Origin of the sequence: Enterobacter hormaechei subsp. xiangfangensis (assembly GCF_001729785.1) — a bacterium.
Lineage (GTDB): Bacteria > Pseudomonadota > Gammaproteobacteria > Enterobacterales > Enterobacteriaceae > Enterobacter > Enterobacter hormaechei_C.
In genome coordinates, this window is sequence record NZ_CP017183.1 from 2,859,165 (window position 1) to 2,873,541 (window position 14,377).

At 56.1% G+C, this 14,377-nt stretch carries 14 protein-coding genes; 11 read left to right on the plus strand and 3 right to left on the minus strand.

Annotation, left to right across the window (positions count from 1 at the left end; genetic code table 11):
- Positions 1–94: 94 nt before the first annotated feature.
- Positions 95–1,822 (minus strand): FliC/FljB family flagellin, encoded by a 1,728-nt coding sequence (locus tag BFV63_RS13775; RefSeq protein ID WP_023314396.1) that lies wholly within the window; start codon positions 1,820–1,822, stop codon positions 95–97.
- Between the two features lie 267 nt (positions 1,823–2,089).
- Between BFV63_RS13775 and fliD the strand changes: the two genes are divergently transcribed.
- The 4 genes from fliD to amyA all read left to right on the plus strand — a co-directional run bounded on the left by fliD (position 2,090) and on the right by amyA (position 5,900).
- Positions 2,090–3,502: a flagellar filament capping protein FliD gene (fliD, locus tag BFV63_RS13780; protein WP_032659217.1), complete on the plus strand. Its 1,413-nt coding sequence runs from the start codon at positions 2,090–2,092 to the stop codon at positions 3,500–3,502.
- A 30-nt stretch (positions 3,503–3,532) separates the two neighbouring features.
- Positions 3,533–3,943, plus strand: coding sequence for a flagellar export chaperone FliS (fliS, locus tag BFV63_RS13785; protein ID WP_006811147.1), 411 nt, complete (start codon positions 3,533–3,535; stop codon positions 3,941–3,943).
- Positions 3,943–4,314 carry a flagella biosynthesis regulatory protein FliT gene (fliT, locus tag BFV63_RS13790; RefSeq protein ID WP_003859615.1) on the plus strand — a complete coding sequence of 124 codons (372 nt, stop codon included), beginning with the start codon at positions 3,943–3,945 and terminating at the stop codon, positions 4,312–4,314. Before fliS ends, fliT begins: the two co-directional genes overlap by 1 nt.
- A gap of 98 nt (positions 4,315–4,412) precedes the next feature.
- Positions 4,413–5,900, plus strand: a complete 1,488-nt coding sequence (gene amyA / locus BFV63_RS13795) for an alpha-amylase (RefSeq protein WP_003859614.1) — start codon at positions 4,413–4,415, stop codon at positions 5,898–5,900.
- A 445-nt stretch (positions 5,901–6,345) separates the two neighbouring features.
- Here the strand turns inward: amyA and yedD are convergent, their stop codons facing one another.
- Both yedD and fliE read right to left on the minus strand, forming a co-directional pair.
- Complete coding sequence (gene yedD, locus BFV63_RS13800; protein ID WP_003859613.1) at positions 6,346–6,759, minus strand: lipoprotein YedD; 414 nt, start codon at positions 6,757–6,759, stop codon at positions 6,346–6,348.
- Between the two features lie 74 nt (positions 6,760–6,833).
- Positions 6,834–7,148 (minus strand): flagellar hook-basal body complex protein FliE, encoded by a 315-nt coding sequence (gene fliE / locus BFV63_RS13805; protein ID WP_003859612.1) that lies wholly within the window; start codon positions 7,146–7,148, stop codon positions 6,834–6,836.
- 228 nt (positions 7,149–7,376) lie between these two features.
- Here fliE and fliF point away from each other — a divergent pair, with 228 nt between their 5' ends.
- From fliF to fliL, 7 genes are all read left to right on the plus strand, one after another.
- Positions 7,377–9,059 carry a flagellar basal-body MS-ring/collar protein FliF gene (gene fliF, locus BFV63_RS13810; protein ID WP_045617692.1) on the plus strand — a complete coding sequence of 561 codons (1,683 nt, stop codon included), beginning with the start codon at positions 7,377–7,379 and terminating at the stop codon, positions 9,057–9,059.
- The gene (gene fliG, locus BFV63_RS13815; protein WP_003859608.1) at positions 9,052–10,050 is read left to right on the plus strand and encodes a flagellar motor switch protein FliG; all 999 of its coding nucleotides are present in this window, start codon (positions 9,052–9,054) and stop codon (positions 10,048–10,050) included. Before fliF ends, fliG begins: the two co-directional genes overlap by 8 nt.
- Positions 10,043–10,750 (plus strand): flagellar assembly protein FliH, encoded by a 708-nt coding sequence (fliH, locus tag BFV63_RS13820; RefSeq protein WP_045330338.1) that lies wholly within the window; start codon positions 10,043–10,045, stop codon positions 10,748–10,750. The genes fliG and fliH overlap by 8 nt, the downstream gene beginning before the upstream one ends.
- On the plus strand, positions 10,750–12,120 hold the full coding sequence (gene fliI / locus BFV63_RS13825) for a flagellar protein export ATPase FliI (protein WP_045330340.1): 1,371 nt from the start codon (positions 10,750–10,752) through the stop codon (positions 12,118–12,120). Before fliH ends, fliI begins: the two co-directional genes overlap by 1 nt.
- A 21-nt stretch (positions 12,121–12,141) precedes the next feature.
- Positions 12,142–12,585, plus strand: a complete 444-nt coding sequence (gene fliJ, locus BFV63_RS13830; protein WP_006811155.1) for a flagellar export protein FliJ — start codon at positions 12,142–12,144, stop codon at positions 12,583–12,585.
- Positions 12,582–13,796 (plus strand): flagellar hook length control protein FliK, encoded by a 1,215-nt coding sequence (gene fliK / locus BFV63_RS13835; protein ID WP_048240535.1) that lies wholly within the window; start codon positions 12,582–12,584, stop codon positions 13,794–13,796. Before fliJ ends, fliK begins: the two co-directional genes overlap by 4 nt.
- 106 nt (positions 13,797–13,902) lie before the next feature.
- Positions 13,903–14,373 carry a flagellar basal body-associated protein FliL gene (gene fliL / locus BFV63_RS13840; protein ID WP_003859598.1) on the plus strand — a complete coding sequence of 157 codons (471 nt, stop codon included), beginning with the start codon at positions 13,903–13,905 and terminating at the stop codon, positions 14,371–14,373.
- The last annotated feature ends 4 nt before the right edge of the window (positions 14,374–14,377 follow it).

Consider the following 14,377-nt stretch of genomic DNA (forward strand, 5'->3'; position numbering starts at 1 on the left):
AATAGTGGGTGAAATGAGGGGTTATTTGGGGGGTTACGCTTGTGCGTGGATAGAAAAAACCCCGCCGAAGCGGGGTTTAAGCGTAATCAGGCGATTAACCTTGCAGCAGAGACAGAACCTGCTGAGGAACCTGGTTAGCCTTGGCCAACACGGAGTTACCGGCCTGCTGGATGATCTGCGCTTTAGACATATTTGACACTTCGGTCGCATAGTCGGCGTCCTGAATACGGGACTGCGCTTCAGACAGGTTGGTGGTGGTGTTGTTCAGGTTGGTGACAGCAGAACCCAGGCGGTTTTGGATGGCACCTAAAGAAGAACGGAACTTATCGATGGAGCTGATAGCATCGTCCAATGCTTTCAGTGGATCGGTAGTAGTAGCAGCTTTAGTCGCTGCGTCGGTAGTGAATTTACCTGCTGCGTCAGTGTAAACAGCTTTTCCAGAACCATTGGTCACGCTGCCATCAGTTTGCAGGAAGTAATCAACGGTATTGGTAGTAGTCAGAGTACCATCAGTCGCTGTATAAGTAGCCGCGCCCCCAGTGGTAACAACGCCAGTTGCGCTAATAGAAATATCGTCAGTACCATCAGCGTCATTATCTATATTGAGAGCAGTACCTTTAGCAGCGGATTGCAGAGCATCAGCGCTGATACGAACGTTGCTCAGTGTAATTGTACCTGATTGAGAACCTGTTGCTGCGTCAGCAGAACCCGCCAGAGCGATAGTTGCGCCATCAGCCGTAGTAATTGAAACACCCACTGCACCTGTAGCGTCATGGTTTTTAGTCAGACCATCAAGCGTTGCCGCGGCAACTGTACCGGCGCTGTTTTGAGTCAAGTTACCTGTTGAATCGATAAACAGTGCTGAACCATCTTTAGCAGTAATTTTACCATCACTCGCCAGCACAACATCAACAGAAGTACCACCAATCTTAACGCTCAGGTTAGCAGTATCCCCTGCTTTCGGCGTCAGGAAGGATTGCAGTGCAGCGCTATTGCTGTCACCAGCTGCCGCACCAGCAGCGATGGTCGCCCCGAAGCTGAAATCATTTGTTGCTTTGTTGTAGGTATAGTTAGTCGCTGTCGCTGTCCCAAAACCATTAGAAATTGTGGCATCGACAATTGCACCATCAGACAGATTTGCAAATACGTTTGCAGCAGTGGCTTTATTCAGACCTGCGTCTACAGTGTATTTGGTTACACCGGCAGCATCGGTGGATGGTGTTGTACCTGCTGTAGCTGCTGCCGCTGCCAGTTCATCCTTGGTAGCAGCAGTGTTTGCCACAGAGCCCTGACCATTAACGTTAAAACCGGTCAGACCAAGAGTTTTAGAGTCGATTTGTTTCAGGTCGATAGTGATGGTCTGGCCATCGTTCGCTCCAACCTGAATTTTCATGGAACCGTCTTTAGCCAGCACATTAACACCGTTAAACTGAGTCTGACCAGACACGCGGTCAATTTCGTCCAGACGGGATTTGATTTCATCCTGAATTGAGTCCAGATCAGACTTAGAGTTAGTACCAGTAGAAGACTGAACGGTCAGCTCACGAATACGCTGTAAGTTGTTGTTGATTTCAGACAGTGCGCCTTCAGTAGTCTGTGCAACAGAGATGCCGTCGTTAGCGTTACGTGCAGCCTGAGTCAGACCTTTGATGTTGGAGGTGAAGCGGTTAGCAATCGCCTGGCCTGCTGCGTCATCTTTTGCGCTGTTGATACGCAGACCGGATGACAGACGCTCAATGGCAGTAGACATTGAAGACTGGTTCTTGTTGATGTTGTTCTGAGTGATCAGCGAGAGGCTGTTGGTATTAATGACTTGTGCCATGATTTCGTTTCCTGTTGTTCATCAAATCTGTGGATTAGATTTGGGTTTCCACCCTTCGGCTTCATCGCCGTCAAAGGTGTTATCATCTGGTCCAAAACAACCTTTAGATTTTTTTTCAGGATCGCATCATTTTTTTAGCCACAGAAATACTCTTCTCTATTAGCGCTATTCTCGCCATTAAAAAAAAGAATCTAACCGTAAACTTTCCTGAGTTGAGGCCGATAACCCCACTATTCGTTCTACGTGTCGTTACATTAAGGAATAAATATGGCAAGTATTTCTACGTTGGGAGTCGGATCAGGTTTGCAGTTAGGCGACATTCTGGACAGTCTGACCGCTGCACAAAAAGCACAGCTGACGCCGATCTCTAAGCAGCAAACTTCCTATACAGCAAAACTTAGTGCCTACGGCACGCTGAAAAGTGCATTGGAATCCTTCCAGACGGCAAATACTGCACTTAGCAAAGCCGATCTGTTTACAGCGACTACCACCGCCAGCAGCAGCACAGCCTTCAGTGCCACAACCAGCGGCAGCGCGATTGCGGGTAAATACACCATTAACGTATCGCAGCTTGCGCAGGCGCAAACCCTGACAACAGCTAAAACGCAAAGTGATAATAAAACGGCGATTGCGACAGCGGACAGCACCATCACCATTCAGCAAGGTGGTGACAAGAAACCTGTCACTATTAATATCAGTGCGGAAAACTCATCTCTGAGTGGTATCCGAGATGCGATCAACAAAGCGGATGCTGGCGTAAGTGCCAGTATTATTAACGTCGGTAATGGTGAGTATCGTCTGTCCATTACGTCGAAAGATACCGGTAAAGACAATGCCATGACTATTAGTGTCAGCGGCGATACGGCACTTCAGTCCTTCATGGGCTACAACGGTAATAGCGCAGATACCGCTAACGGCATGATGGAAAGCGTTACGGCCCAAAATGCGCTATTGAAAGTTAATAACGTTGATATTGAAAACAGCAGCAATACAATCAGTGATGCGCTGGAAGATATCACTCTCAACCTGAACGACGTGACAACCGGTAATCAGACCTTAACGATCACTACCGATAACACTAAAGCGACCAAAGCGATAAACGACTGGGTGACGGCGTATAACTCCCTGCAAGATACTTTCAGCAGCCTCACAAAATATACTGCTGTGGACGCGGGTTCAGACGCTCAGAATACCAGCAACGGCGCGTTATTAGGCGACAGTACGCTACGCACTATTCAGACTCAGTTGAGAAGCGTGCTGAATAACCCTCACACCAGTTCCAATATCAAGACCCTTGCTCAAGCTGGCATCACTACCGACCCAAGCACCGGTAAACTGGAAGTGGATGATGACAAGCTTAGCGCGGCAATGAAAAACAGCGCGGCTGGTATCAAAGACCTGCTGATCGGTGACGGGAAAACATCCGGTATCACCACCACCGTTGGAACAAACCTTACAGGTTGGCTCTCCAGCACCGGCATCATTCAGGCTGCCAAAGATGGCGTCAGTAAAACCCTGAACAATTTAACTAAGCAATATAACGCGGCCAGCGAGCGTATCGACACCATGGTAGCGCGGTATAAAGAACAGTTTACGCAATTAGACGTCATGATGAACTCGCTGAACTCTACCAGCAGTTACCTGACGCAGCAGTTCGAAAATACGTCCAGCAACAAGTAGTAAACGCTAATCAGACCCTAGGGGGATAACATGTACGGCGCAAAAGGCACGCAAGCCTACGCAAAGATAGAAGTTGAAAGCGCGGTGATGAGCGCCAGCCAGCAGCAGCTGGTTATCATGCTATTTGATGGAGCCCTCAGCGCACTGGTACGGGCACGTCTGTTCCTTGCAGACGGTAATATCCAGGCAAAAGGGCTGGCGCTCTCCAAAGCGATTAATATCATCGAAAATGGCCTGAAGGTCGGATTGGATGAAGAGAGTAAAGACGAGTTAACACAAAACCTGATCGCTCTCTATGCCTATATGGTTCGTCGCCTGCTTCAGGCCAACCTTCGCAATGATGCCAGTGCCATCGAAGAGGTGGAAAATTTACTGCGCAATATTGCGGATGGCTGGAAGGAGGCAGCAGGTATACCAACTCTTGTCCAGGACGCCGTCTAATGAGTAACGCACCGCAACTTTATGCCCTTTATCAGCAACTCCTTGAGCAGAGCCAGTTGATGTTGCGACTGGCCCGGCAGGGACTATGGGATGATCTGATCATCTGTGAAACCGACTATGTTAATGCGGTGCACTCACTGGCTCGTCTCACTCAGGAAAGTGAACCTTCGACGCAGATTCAGGAGCAGCTTCGCCCGACGCTGCGGGTGATCCTGGACAACGAAGGCCAGGTAAAAACGTTGCTGCAAGCCAGAATGGATGAACTGGCGAAGCTGGTTGGTCAATCCTCCATCCAGAAAACCGTTCTCTCCACCTACGGTAACCAGGGCGGTCATGTCCTGGTTCCGCAAAGTAATAGCGATATCAATTAGCCATTTAACTGGCGGGCAAACGTTAACCGTTTCGTTCGCCAGGCATTTCTGCCAAACCTGCTCCATACTTGAGTTTCGCGACCTCATGGAGATGGTGCATGCGCAACCCAACACTTTTACAATGTTTTCACTGGTACTACCCCACCGGCGGTGAACTGTGGCGAGAAGTCACGGCATTAGCCCCCAACCTGAACGAAATCGGCATCAATATGGTCTGGTTACCGCCGGCCTACAAAGGGGCATCCGGCGGCTATTCCGTCGGGTATGACTCTTATGACCTTTTCGACCTCGGTGAGTTTGACCAGAAAGGCAGCGTCGCCACCAAATACGGCGATAAAGCCCAGTTGCTGGAGGCCATCAACGCCTTAAAAAGCAACCAGATTGCGGTACTTCTGGACGTGGTGGTCAACCACAAAATGGGGGCCGATGAGAAGGAACCCGTCCGCGTGCAGCGGGTGGATGCGCAGGATCGTACCCAAATCAGCGATGAGATCATCGAATGCGAAGCCTGGACGCGCTACACCTTTCCCGTTCGGGCCGGCCAGTATTCGCAGTTCATCTGGGATTACAAATGCTTTAGCGGTATCGACCACATTGAAAACCCCAATGAGGACGGTATCTTCAAAATCGTGAACGACTACACTGGCGAAGGCTGGAACGATCAGGTCGACGACGAGATGGGCAATTTCGATTACCTGATGGGTGAAAATATTGATTTTCGCAACCACGCGGTGACGGAGGAGATCAAATACTGGGCGCGCTGGGTGATGGAGCAAACCCACTGCGACGGCTTCCGCCTTGACGCGGTAAAACACATCCCGGCCTGGTTCTATAAAGAGTGGATTGAGCACGTCCAGGAGGTGGCCCCGCAGCCGCTGTTTATCGTGGCGGAATACTGGTCACACGAAGTGGATAAATTGCAGCACTACATCAATCAGGTGGACGGCAAAACCATGCTGTTTGATGCGCCACTGCAAATGAAATTTCACGAAGCCTCACGCCAGGGACGCGACTACGATATGAGCCAGATTTTCACCGGTACGCTGGTGGAAGCCGATCCGTTCCATGCCGTGACGCTGGTTGCCAACCACGACACCCAACCCTTGCAGGCGCTGGAAGCCCCAGTTGAAGCCTGGTTCAAACCGCTGGCCTACGCGCTCATCCTGCTGCGTGAAAACGGCGTGCCGAGCGTGTTCTACCCGGATCTTTTTGGCGCCAGCTATGACGACACCGGCGGGGATGGCGAGACGTATCACATCGATATGCCGGTGATTGAACAACTCCACGAGCTTATCCTCGCCCGGCAGCGTTTTGCCCACGGCGTGCAGACGCTGTTTTTCGATCATCCAAACTGCATTGCGTTCAGCCGCAGCGGGACTGAGGAGCACCCGGGCTGTGTGGTGGTGCTGTCGAATGGTGATGACGGCGAGAAGACGATCTGCCTCGGGGAAAATTACGGCAATAAGACCTGGCGTGATTTTTTAGGCAACCGCGAGGAAACCGTGACCACGGCGGCGGATGGCGAAGGGACGTTCTTCTGTAACGGGGGAAGCGTCAGCGTCTGGGTGATTGAGGACGCGCTGTAGGGCTGGAACAGTGCGGTCTGCGGACCCGCTCCCGAAGCGTACGCCATCCTCACAAAATAATGTCTGCACAGACGGCCCCCTCTCCCTTGAGGGAGAGGGCTGGGGTGAGGGGGAACATACGGCTCTGGTGGTCATTCCGTTCACGTTATGTTCCTTGCTACTCTGTCACAACATAACCGGTGAACGTGCCAGGGTGGCTCAGTCGCCACCACCCTGGCGACCCGGGCTTCCGGCGGAAAATCGCCGCTTCGCGGTGCCTTCGGCTTATTCCTTCCGGCTTATCGGGGACGGGCGGAGGTAACATCCCTGTAAAGCCCGCCCTCTCGGCGCATCCCTGCGCCTCGCCCCGGCCTACAGGAAACGCCTCAGCGATTTACAGCCGGACCAGAGCATCGCTGAAAGCCTTCAGTCGTTCTCAAACAAGTTTTTTGCTTCGGGTTAAAAGTTACGGAAGCTTACTCTCCAGCGGATTCTTACTCAGGTAATCTGCGCATTCCACCGTTGGACGGTCAACCTTGTACAGTTCCATACCGTCATACTCCAGCGCCGCCCCATCACGCTCCAGCGGATAGACATCCAGCTTACGCGTCACGTTATAATAATCATCTGAACGCAGCATGATCTTACCCGGCACCGCGATAACGCGCTGCCACTGACGGCAATCCAGCGTATCCCCTTCTGGCGTCACCACCAGCGTGGCGATCGCTTCCGGGCTCACCATCGCGCTCTGCGGACCTTTCGACTGCCAGTAACCTGCCAGTTGCGAAGGTACCGGGTGCTTAATCACTTCCTGATAGTTATCAACCTGAACACATCCCGCTAACGTCAGCATCGCAGCCACAATTGCTACTTTTTTCATCATCTTTCCTGCATGCGAAGAAAAAAATATTGTGGCATTAAAGCCATCAGGCTGCCAGCGTAAGATTGGAAGGTTTACACCTGCATCCCCATGACTTCCTGGTATGCCGACACCAGCTTGTTACGCACCTGCAACCCCATCTGCAATGACACCGACGCTTTTTGCAGATCGGCCATCACATCGTTGAGCGCCACGCCGGGTTCGCCAAGGGTAAATCTCTCAGCCTGGGTACGGGCCGCGTTTTGCTTGTCGCTGATCCTGTCCAGCGCCGCATGCAGTTGACCGGCGAAGCTAACGCCCGGCGGCTGGTCAGCCACGCTCTGATTACGGGCGGTCATCGCCGTCGCCTGTAACTGACTGAGTACCCCTTCAATGCCCTGTATAGCCATGACTCTCCCCTGGATGGTTTTTTACGAGGTCAAGACTAACAGCTTGTCAATAAGATAATGGCGGTAAATAGCGTTAAAAAACCAGGTTATTTGACGCATAGAAAATCCCGAATCATCAAATAATGGCAGGGCCATCAGTATGGAACTTTTGTCGTGTTTGCCGACCCGGGAGTCAGTTTTGTTTCTCTACACGAATAACGTAAACCACCAGGATTTAAGAGGTGCGCAATGAGTGCGACAGCAGCATCGACAGCGCCACAGAATAAATCACTCGAGTGGATGAACCGCCTTCGCGCCAACCCTAAGATCCCGTTGATTGTGGCAGGCGCTGCCGCCATTGCGATCGTTGTCGCGATGGTCTTATGGGCAAAAAGCCCCGATTACCGCACGCTCTACAGCAACCTTTCCGACCAGGATGGCGGTGCCATCGTCACCCAGTTGACCCAGATGAACATCCCGTATCGCTTTGCCGATAACGGCGGTGCACTTGAAGTACCGGCAGATAAAGTGCACGAGCTTCGCCTGCGTCTCGCCCAGCAGGGGCTGCCGAAAGGCGGCGCGGTTGGGTTTGAGCTGCTGGATCAGGAAAAATTCGGCATCAGCCAGTTCAGCGAGCAGGTTAACTACCAGCGCGCGCTGGAAGGTGAGCTGGCCCGTACGATTGAAACCTTAGGCCCGGTGAAAAGTGCCCGTGTGCACCTGGCGATGCCTAAGCCGTCCCTGTTTGTCCGCGAACAAAAGTCCCCTTCTGCCTCTGTGACCGTTAACCTCGAACCTGGCCGTGCGCTGGATGAAGGGCAGATCAGCGCCGTTACGCACCTGGTCTCCAGCGCGGTGGCCGGTCTGCCGCCAGGTAACGTCACGCTGGTGGATCAGAGTGGTCATCTGCTGACGCAGTCCAACACCGCCGGGCGCGATCTCAATGACGCTCAGCTGAAATACGCCGCGGATGTGGAAGGCCGTCTCCAGCGTCGCATCGAAGCGATTCTGGGCCCGGTGGTCGGCAGCAGCAACGTACACGCGCAAGTCACCGCGCAGATTGATTTCTCGAATAAAGAACAAACCGAAGAGCAGTACGCTCCGAACGGGGATGCCTCCCGCGCCGTGTTACGCTCGCGTCAGATCAATGAGTCGGAACAGGTCGGCGGCCAGTATCCTGGCGGTGTGCCGGGCGCGCTCTCTAACCAGCCTGCACCTGCCAACGCCGCGCCAATCTCCACCCCGCCGGCAAACCCGCAGAACGGTCAGCAAACGAATCAGCAGACGACCTCGACCGCGAACAGTACCGGCCCGCGTAACAGCAGCCGTAACGAAACGACCAACTACGAAGTCGACCGGACCATCCGCCATACCAAACTGAACACGGGCGATATTCAGCGTCTCTCTGTTGCCGTGGTGGTGAACTACAAAACGCTGCCGGACGGTAAACCGCTGCCGCTCACGGCGGAGCAGATGAAGCAGATCGAAGATTTGACCCGCGAAGCGATGGGCTTCTCTGAAAAACGTGGCGATACCCTCAACGTTGTGAACTCACCGTTCAACCCGGTGGATGAGACCGGTGGCGAACTGCCGTTCTGGCAACAGCAGGCGTTCTTCGATCAGCTGATGTCCGCAGGCCGCTGGCTGCTGGTGCTGATTGTCGCGTGGCTGCTGTGGCGTAAGGGCGTTCGTCCTCAGCTACAGCGTCGTGCTGAAGCCGAGAAAGCCGCGCTGGAACAGAAGAACGCGCGTCCGGACGAGGAAGAAGCGGTTGAAGTTCGTCTCAGCAAAGATGAACAGATGCAGCAGCGTCGTGCTAACCAGCGCATGGGCGCAGAGGTGATGAGCCAGCGCATTCGCGAAATGTCAGATAACGATCCGCGCGTCGTCGCGCTGGTCATCCGCGGTTGGATGGGTAACGAACATGAGTAATACGCTTACAGGCACCGATAAGAGCGTCATCCTGCTGATGACCATTGGGGAAGATCGCGCGGCGGAGGTGTTTAAACACCTCTCCCAGCGAGAAGTGCAGATCCTCAGCGCGGCGATGGCCAACGTGCGCCAGATCTCTAACAAGCAGCTGACCGAGGTGCTGGCGGAGTTTGAGCAGGAAGCCGAGCAGTTTGCCGCCCTCAACGTCAACGCCAACGAATACCTGCGCTCCGTGCTGGTTAAGGCGCTGGGCGAAGAGCGCGCCGCCAGCCTGCTGGAAGATATTCTCGAAACGCGCGACACCGCCAGTGGGATCGAAACGCTCAACTTTATGGAGCCGCAAAGCGCCGCCGATCTTATTCGCGACGAGCACCCGCAGATTATCGCCACCATTCTGGTCCACCTCAAACGGGGCCAGGCGGCCGATATTCTGGCGCTGTTCGACGAGCGCCTGCGCCACGACGTGATGCTGCGTATCGCCACCTTCGGCGGCGTCCAGCCAGCCGCGCTGGCGGAGCTGACCGAAGTGCTGAACAACCTGCTCGACGGCCAGAACCTCAAGCGCAGCAAAATGGGCGGCGTGAGAACGGCAGCGGAAATCATCAACCTGATGAAAACGCAGCAGGAAGAGGCGGTTATTACGGCGGTACGCGAGTTCGACGGCGAGCTGGCGCAGAAAATTATCGACGAGATGTTCCTGTTCGAAAACCTGGTCGAAGTGGACGACCGCAGCATCCAGCGCCTGCTCCAGGAGGTGGACTCCGAATCGCTGCTTATCGCCCTCAAAGGCGCCGAGCAGCCGCTGCGCGAGAAGTTCCTGCGCAACATGTCCCAGCGTGCGGCCGATATCCTGCGCGACGACCTGGCCAACCGTGGCCCGGTGCGTCTGTCTCAGGTGGAAAACGAACAGAAAGCGATCCTGCTTATTGTTCGTCGACTGGCCGAAACCGGCGAGATGGTGATTGGCAGCGGAGACGACACCTATGTCTGATGAACTGTCGTGGAAGCGCTGGACGCCTGACGACCTCTCCCCTCCCAGCGCAGAGTTCACCCCTGCCGTTGTGTCGTCCGACGAGGGCGACGCCGGGGCGGGCGAACCCGAGCTGAGTGAAGAGGAACAGCGCGCCCAGTTGCTGGCCCAGATGCAAATGCAGGCGCACGAACAGGGCTTCAATGCAGGGATGAACGAAGGCCGTCAGACCGGGCACGCACAGGGTTATCAGGAAGGGCTGGCGAAAGGTTTAGAGCAGGGCATCGAGCAGGCGCGCCAGCAGCAGGCGCCGCTACATGCTCGCATGCAGCAGCTGGTGAGCGAGTTTCAGCATACGCTGGATGCGCTCGACAGCGTGATTGCCTCGCGCCTGATGCAGATGGCGCTGGAGGCGGCCCGTCAGGTTATCGGCCAGACGCCGGTAGTGGATAACGCCGCGCTGATTAAGCAGATCCAGGGGCTGCTCCAGCAGGAGCCGCTGTTCAGCGGCAAACCGCAGCTGCGCGTTCATCCTGATGATTTGCAGCGCGTGGAAGAGAGCCTCGGCGCGACGCTGAGCCTGCACGGCTGGCGGCTGCGCGGCGATCCGTCACTTCATCACGGAGGCTGTAAGGTCTCGGCGGATGAGGGCGATCTGGATGCCAGCGTCGCGACCCGCTGGCAGGAACTGTGCCGCCTGGCGGCACCGGGAGTCGTCTGATGACCGCTCGCCTTACGCGCTGGCTTAACACGCTTGATAATTTTGAAACGAAGATGGCGCAGCTGCCATCCGTTCGTCGTTATGGACGCCTGACGCGCGCCACCGGTCTGGTTCTGGAAGCCACGGGGCTGCAACTTCCGCTCGGCGCCACCTGCGTGATTGAGCGGCAGGACGGGGGGGAGACGCGTGAAGTGGAAAGCGAAGTGGTCGGGTTCAACGGTCAGCGCCTGTTTCTGATGCCCCTTGAAGAAGTGGAAGGGATTTTGCCCGGCGCCCGCGTCTACGCGAAAAACATTAGCGGTGACGGCCTGCAAAGCGGCAAACAGCTCCCGCTCGGTCCGGCGCTGCTGGGCCGCGTCCTGGACGGAAGCGGCAAACCGCTCGATGGCCTGCCCTCCCCTGATACCACCGAAACCGGCGCGCTGATCACCCAACCCTTCAACCCGCTGCAACGCACGCCAATCGAGCACGTACTGGATACCGGCGTGCGGCCGATTAACGCCCTGCTCACCGTGGGACGCGGCCAGCGTATGGGGCTGTTTGCCGGCTCCGGCGTGGGTAAATCGGTCCTGCTCGGCATGATGGCGCGTTATACCCAGGCTGACGTGATCGTCGTTGGCCTGATTGGTGAGCGTGGTCGCGAAGTCAAAGATTTCATTGAAAACATTCTGGGTACGGAGGGCCGCGCCCGCTCGGTGGTGATCGCGGCGCCTGCGGACGTGTCGCCGCTGCTGCGTATGCAGGGTGCCGCCTACGCCACGCGTATTGCGGAAGATTTCCGCGACCGGGGCCAGCACGTGCTGCTGATTATGGACTCCCTGACCCGCTACGCGATGGCGCAGCGTGAGATTGCGCTGGCCATCGGCGAGCCGCCCGCGACCAAAGGCTACCCGCCGTCGGTCTTCGCCAAGCTCCCGGCGTTGGTTGAGCGCGCGGGGAACGGCATCAGCGGCGGCGGCTCCATCACCGCGTTCTATACGGTACTGACCGAAGGTGATGACCAGCAGGACCCGATTGCCGACTCCGCGCGCGCGATCCTCGACGGCCATATCGTGCTGTCGCGCCGTCTGGCCGAAGCCGGGCACTACCCGGCGATTGATATTGAAGCGTCGATCAGCCGTGCGATGACGGCCCTGATCACCGAGCAACACTACGCCCGCGTGCGTAACTTCAAACAACTGCTCTCCAGCTTCCAGCGCAACCGCGATCTGGTAAGCGTCGGGGCGTACGCCAAAGGCAGCGATCCGATGCTCGATAAAGCGATTGCCCTCTGGCCGCAGCTGGAGGCATTTCTGCAACAGGGTATTTTTGAACGCGCCGACTGGGAAGATTCCCTCCAGGCACTGGAGCTGATTTTCCCGCAGGTGTAACACAGGTGGAGGGCGAAGGTCATGGCGCAGAACAGCGCGTTATCAACGCTGAAAGATCTGGCTGAAAAAGAAGTTGATGATGCCGCATTGCAGCTTGGCGCAATGCGACGCGGGTGCCAGCAGGCTGAAGAACAGTTGAAGATGTTAATCGACTATCAGCATGAATATCGCACCAACCTTAACACCGACATGACGCAGGGCATTGGTAGCCAGCGCTGGATTAACTATCAGCAGTTTATCCAGACGCTGGAAAAGGCGATTGAACAGCATCGCCAGCAGCTCAACCAGTGGACGCAAAAAGTCGATACCGCGCTGAATTTCTGGCGCGAGAAAAAACAGCGATTGCAGGCCTGGCAAACCCTACAGGACCGGCAGATTGCAGCCTCGACCCTGGCGGAAAACCGTCTGGATCAGAAAAAAATGGATGAGTTTGCCCAGCGCGCATCAATGAGGAAACCTGAATGATCACACTGCAACAACTGCTGATGACCGACAGCGACCCGTCCGGCGGCACGCTTGCCGGGAAAGGCGCTGAGGGCGCGCAAGATTTTCTCTCTCTGCTGGCGGGCGCGCTGACCGAGACCACTGGCAAAGGCAAAGATGCCCCGCTGACGCTGGCGGATCTGAAAGCGGCGGGCAGCAAGCTCTCGACAGCGGCACAGGAAAAAAACGGTGATACCACGCTCCAGGCCAAAATCGCCGAACTGCTCTCCCGTCAGGAGACTCTAACTGATGAAGATACCGCCGTCTCCCTGCAAAGCCTCGTCTCCGGCCTAAAACCCGCCGCGAATACGGATGCGCTGAAGGCGCTAACCCAGCCGGAGGCGAAAACAAACGGCGAGACCACGACTGAAGAAGAGGAGCTGGCCGGGTTAAGCGCGCTGATGGCGATGTTACCGCACCAGCAGACCACCACCCCGGTAGCGACGCAGCCTGCGAGCACCGGGGAGATCGCCCCCCGTGCCGCCCTCCCCTCTGCGCTAGCCCAGACGGATAACGGCCAGCATCAGCCGCTTAGCCATGCGTTAACGGGTCAGGAAAAAATGCCGGTTCAGGACAGCGACACCTCGCTGCCCGCCACGGCAGCCGTTACGCCAGCCGTCGCCGCCGTCGCGGAGAAGCAGGACGTAGCGAGCGCGGCATCGCCTGCCGCCAGCCCAACCGCGACGCTGGCCCCGATCGTCAGTCACCTGGCGCCTTCACAGCCTGCCGCTACAGTTGCGACAGCGCCGGTGTTAAGCCAGCCGCTGGGCACGCACGAATGGCAGCAGAATCTGAGCCAGCACATCACCCTGTTCACCAGACAGGGACAGCAGACCGCAGAGCTGCGTCTGCACCCGGAAGATCTGGGTCAGGTGCAAATTTCGCTTAAGCTGGATGACAACCAGGCACAGTTGCAGATGGTTTCGCCCCACAGCCACGTTCGCGCGGCGCTGGAAGCGGCCCTGCCGATCCTGCGCACGCAGCTTGCGGAAAACGGCATTCAGCTTTCCCAAAGCAGCGTCAGCAGCGAGGGCTTTGCCGGGCAGCAGCAGTCCTCATCCGGGCAGCAACAGCACGCTTCGCGTTCCGGCCAGCATGGCGGGTTTAACGATGAGAGTGAAGAGTTATTGCCTGCCCCTGCCGCCCTGCAATCCGCCGCGCGCGGCAGCCGTGCCGTAGACATCTTTGCCTAAACGCCAGAGGTAACGTGATTATCCCCGTCTTTTCCACGCTTTGACCTAAGCCGGACACGGGATAATCACCGTATTAAGCTGTACCGAAACAGGAAGCTCGTATCAGATGACAGACTCCGCTATCACCAAAAAAAGCAAGCGTTCCATCTGGATCCCGCTGCTGGTGTTGATTACCCTCGCGGCCTGCGCCACCGCAGGCTACAGTTACTGGCGTATGCAGCAGGAACCCTCCAGCGCGGCCGCCAAAGCTGAAGCGCCGCCTCCACCGGCGCCGGTCTTCTACCCGCTGGATACGTTCACCGTGAACCTGGGCGATGCGGATCGCGTGCTTTACGTGGGTATTACGCTGCGTCTGAAAGATGAAGCGACCCGTGCACGTCTGAACGACTACCTGCCAGAAGTGCGTAGCCGTCTGCTGCTGCTGTTTTCTCGTCAGGATGCCTCCGCGCTCGCCACCGATGTGGGCAAGCAAAAGCTGGTCGATGCCATCAAACAGACGCTGGCGACCCCGCTGGTAAACGGCCAACCTAAGCAGGAAGTCACTGACGTTCTGTATACAGCCTTCATTCTGCGGTAACGAC

Coding starts and splice junctions, on each gene's coding strand:
- BFV63_RS13775 (WP_023314396.1), bottom strand. CDS start 1,822: ATGGCACAAGTCATTAATACCAACAGCCTCTCGCTGATCACTCAGAAC.
- amyA (WP_003859614.1), top strand. CDS start 4,413: ATGCGCAACCCAACACTTTTACAATGTTTTCACTGGTACTACCCCACC.
- fliT (WP_003859615.1), top strand. CDS start 3,943: ATGAGTAACGCACCGCAACTTTATGCCCTTTATCAGCAACTCCTTGAG.
- fliS (WP_006811147.1), top strand. CDS start 3,533: ATGTACGGCGCAAAAGGCACGCAAGCCTACGCAAAGATAGAAGTTGAA.
- fliI (WP_045330340.1), top strand. CDS start 10,750: ATGACCGCTCGCCTTACGCGCTGGCTTAACACGCTTGATAATTTTGAA.
- fliJ (WP_006811155.1), top strand. CDS start 12,142: ATGGCGCAGAACAGCGCGTTATCAACGCTGAAAGATCTGGCTGAAAAA.
- fliD (WP_032659217.1), top strand. CDS start 2,090: ATGGCAAGTATTTCTACGTTGGGAGTCGGATCAGGTTTGCAGTTAGGC.
- fliK (WP_048240535.1), top strand. CDS start 12,582: ATGATCACACTGCAACAACTGCTGATGACCGACAGCGACCCGTCCGGC.
- fliF (WP_045617692.1), top strand. CDS start 7,377: ATGAGTGCGACAGCAGCATCGACAGCGCCACAGAATAAATCACTCGAG.
- yedD (WP_003859613.1), bottom strand. CDS start 6,759: ATGAAAAAAGTAGCAATTGTGGCTGCGATGCTGACGTTAGCGGGATGT.
- fliE (WP_003859612.1), bottom strand. CDS start 7,148: ATGGCTATACAGGGCATTGAAGGGGTACTCAGTCAGTTACAGGCGACG.
- fliG (WP_003859608.1), top strand. CDS start 9,052: ATGAGTAATACGCTTACAGGCACCGATAAGAGCGTCATCCTGCTGATG.
- fliH (WP_045330338.1), top strand. CDS start 10,043: ATGTCTGATGAACTGTCGTGGAAGCGCTGGACGCCTGACGACCTCTCC.
- fliL (WP_003859598.1), top strand. CDS start 13,903: ATGACAGACTCCGCTATCACCAAAAAAAGCAAGCGTTCCATCTGGATC.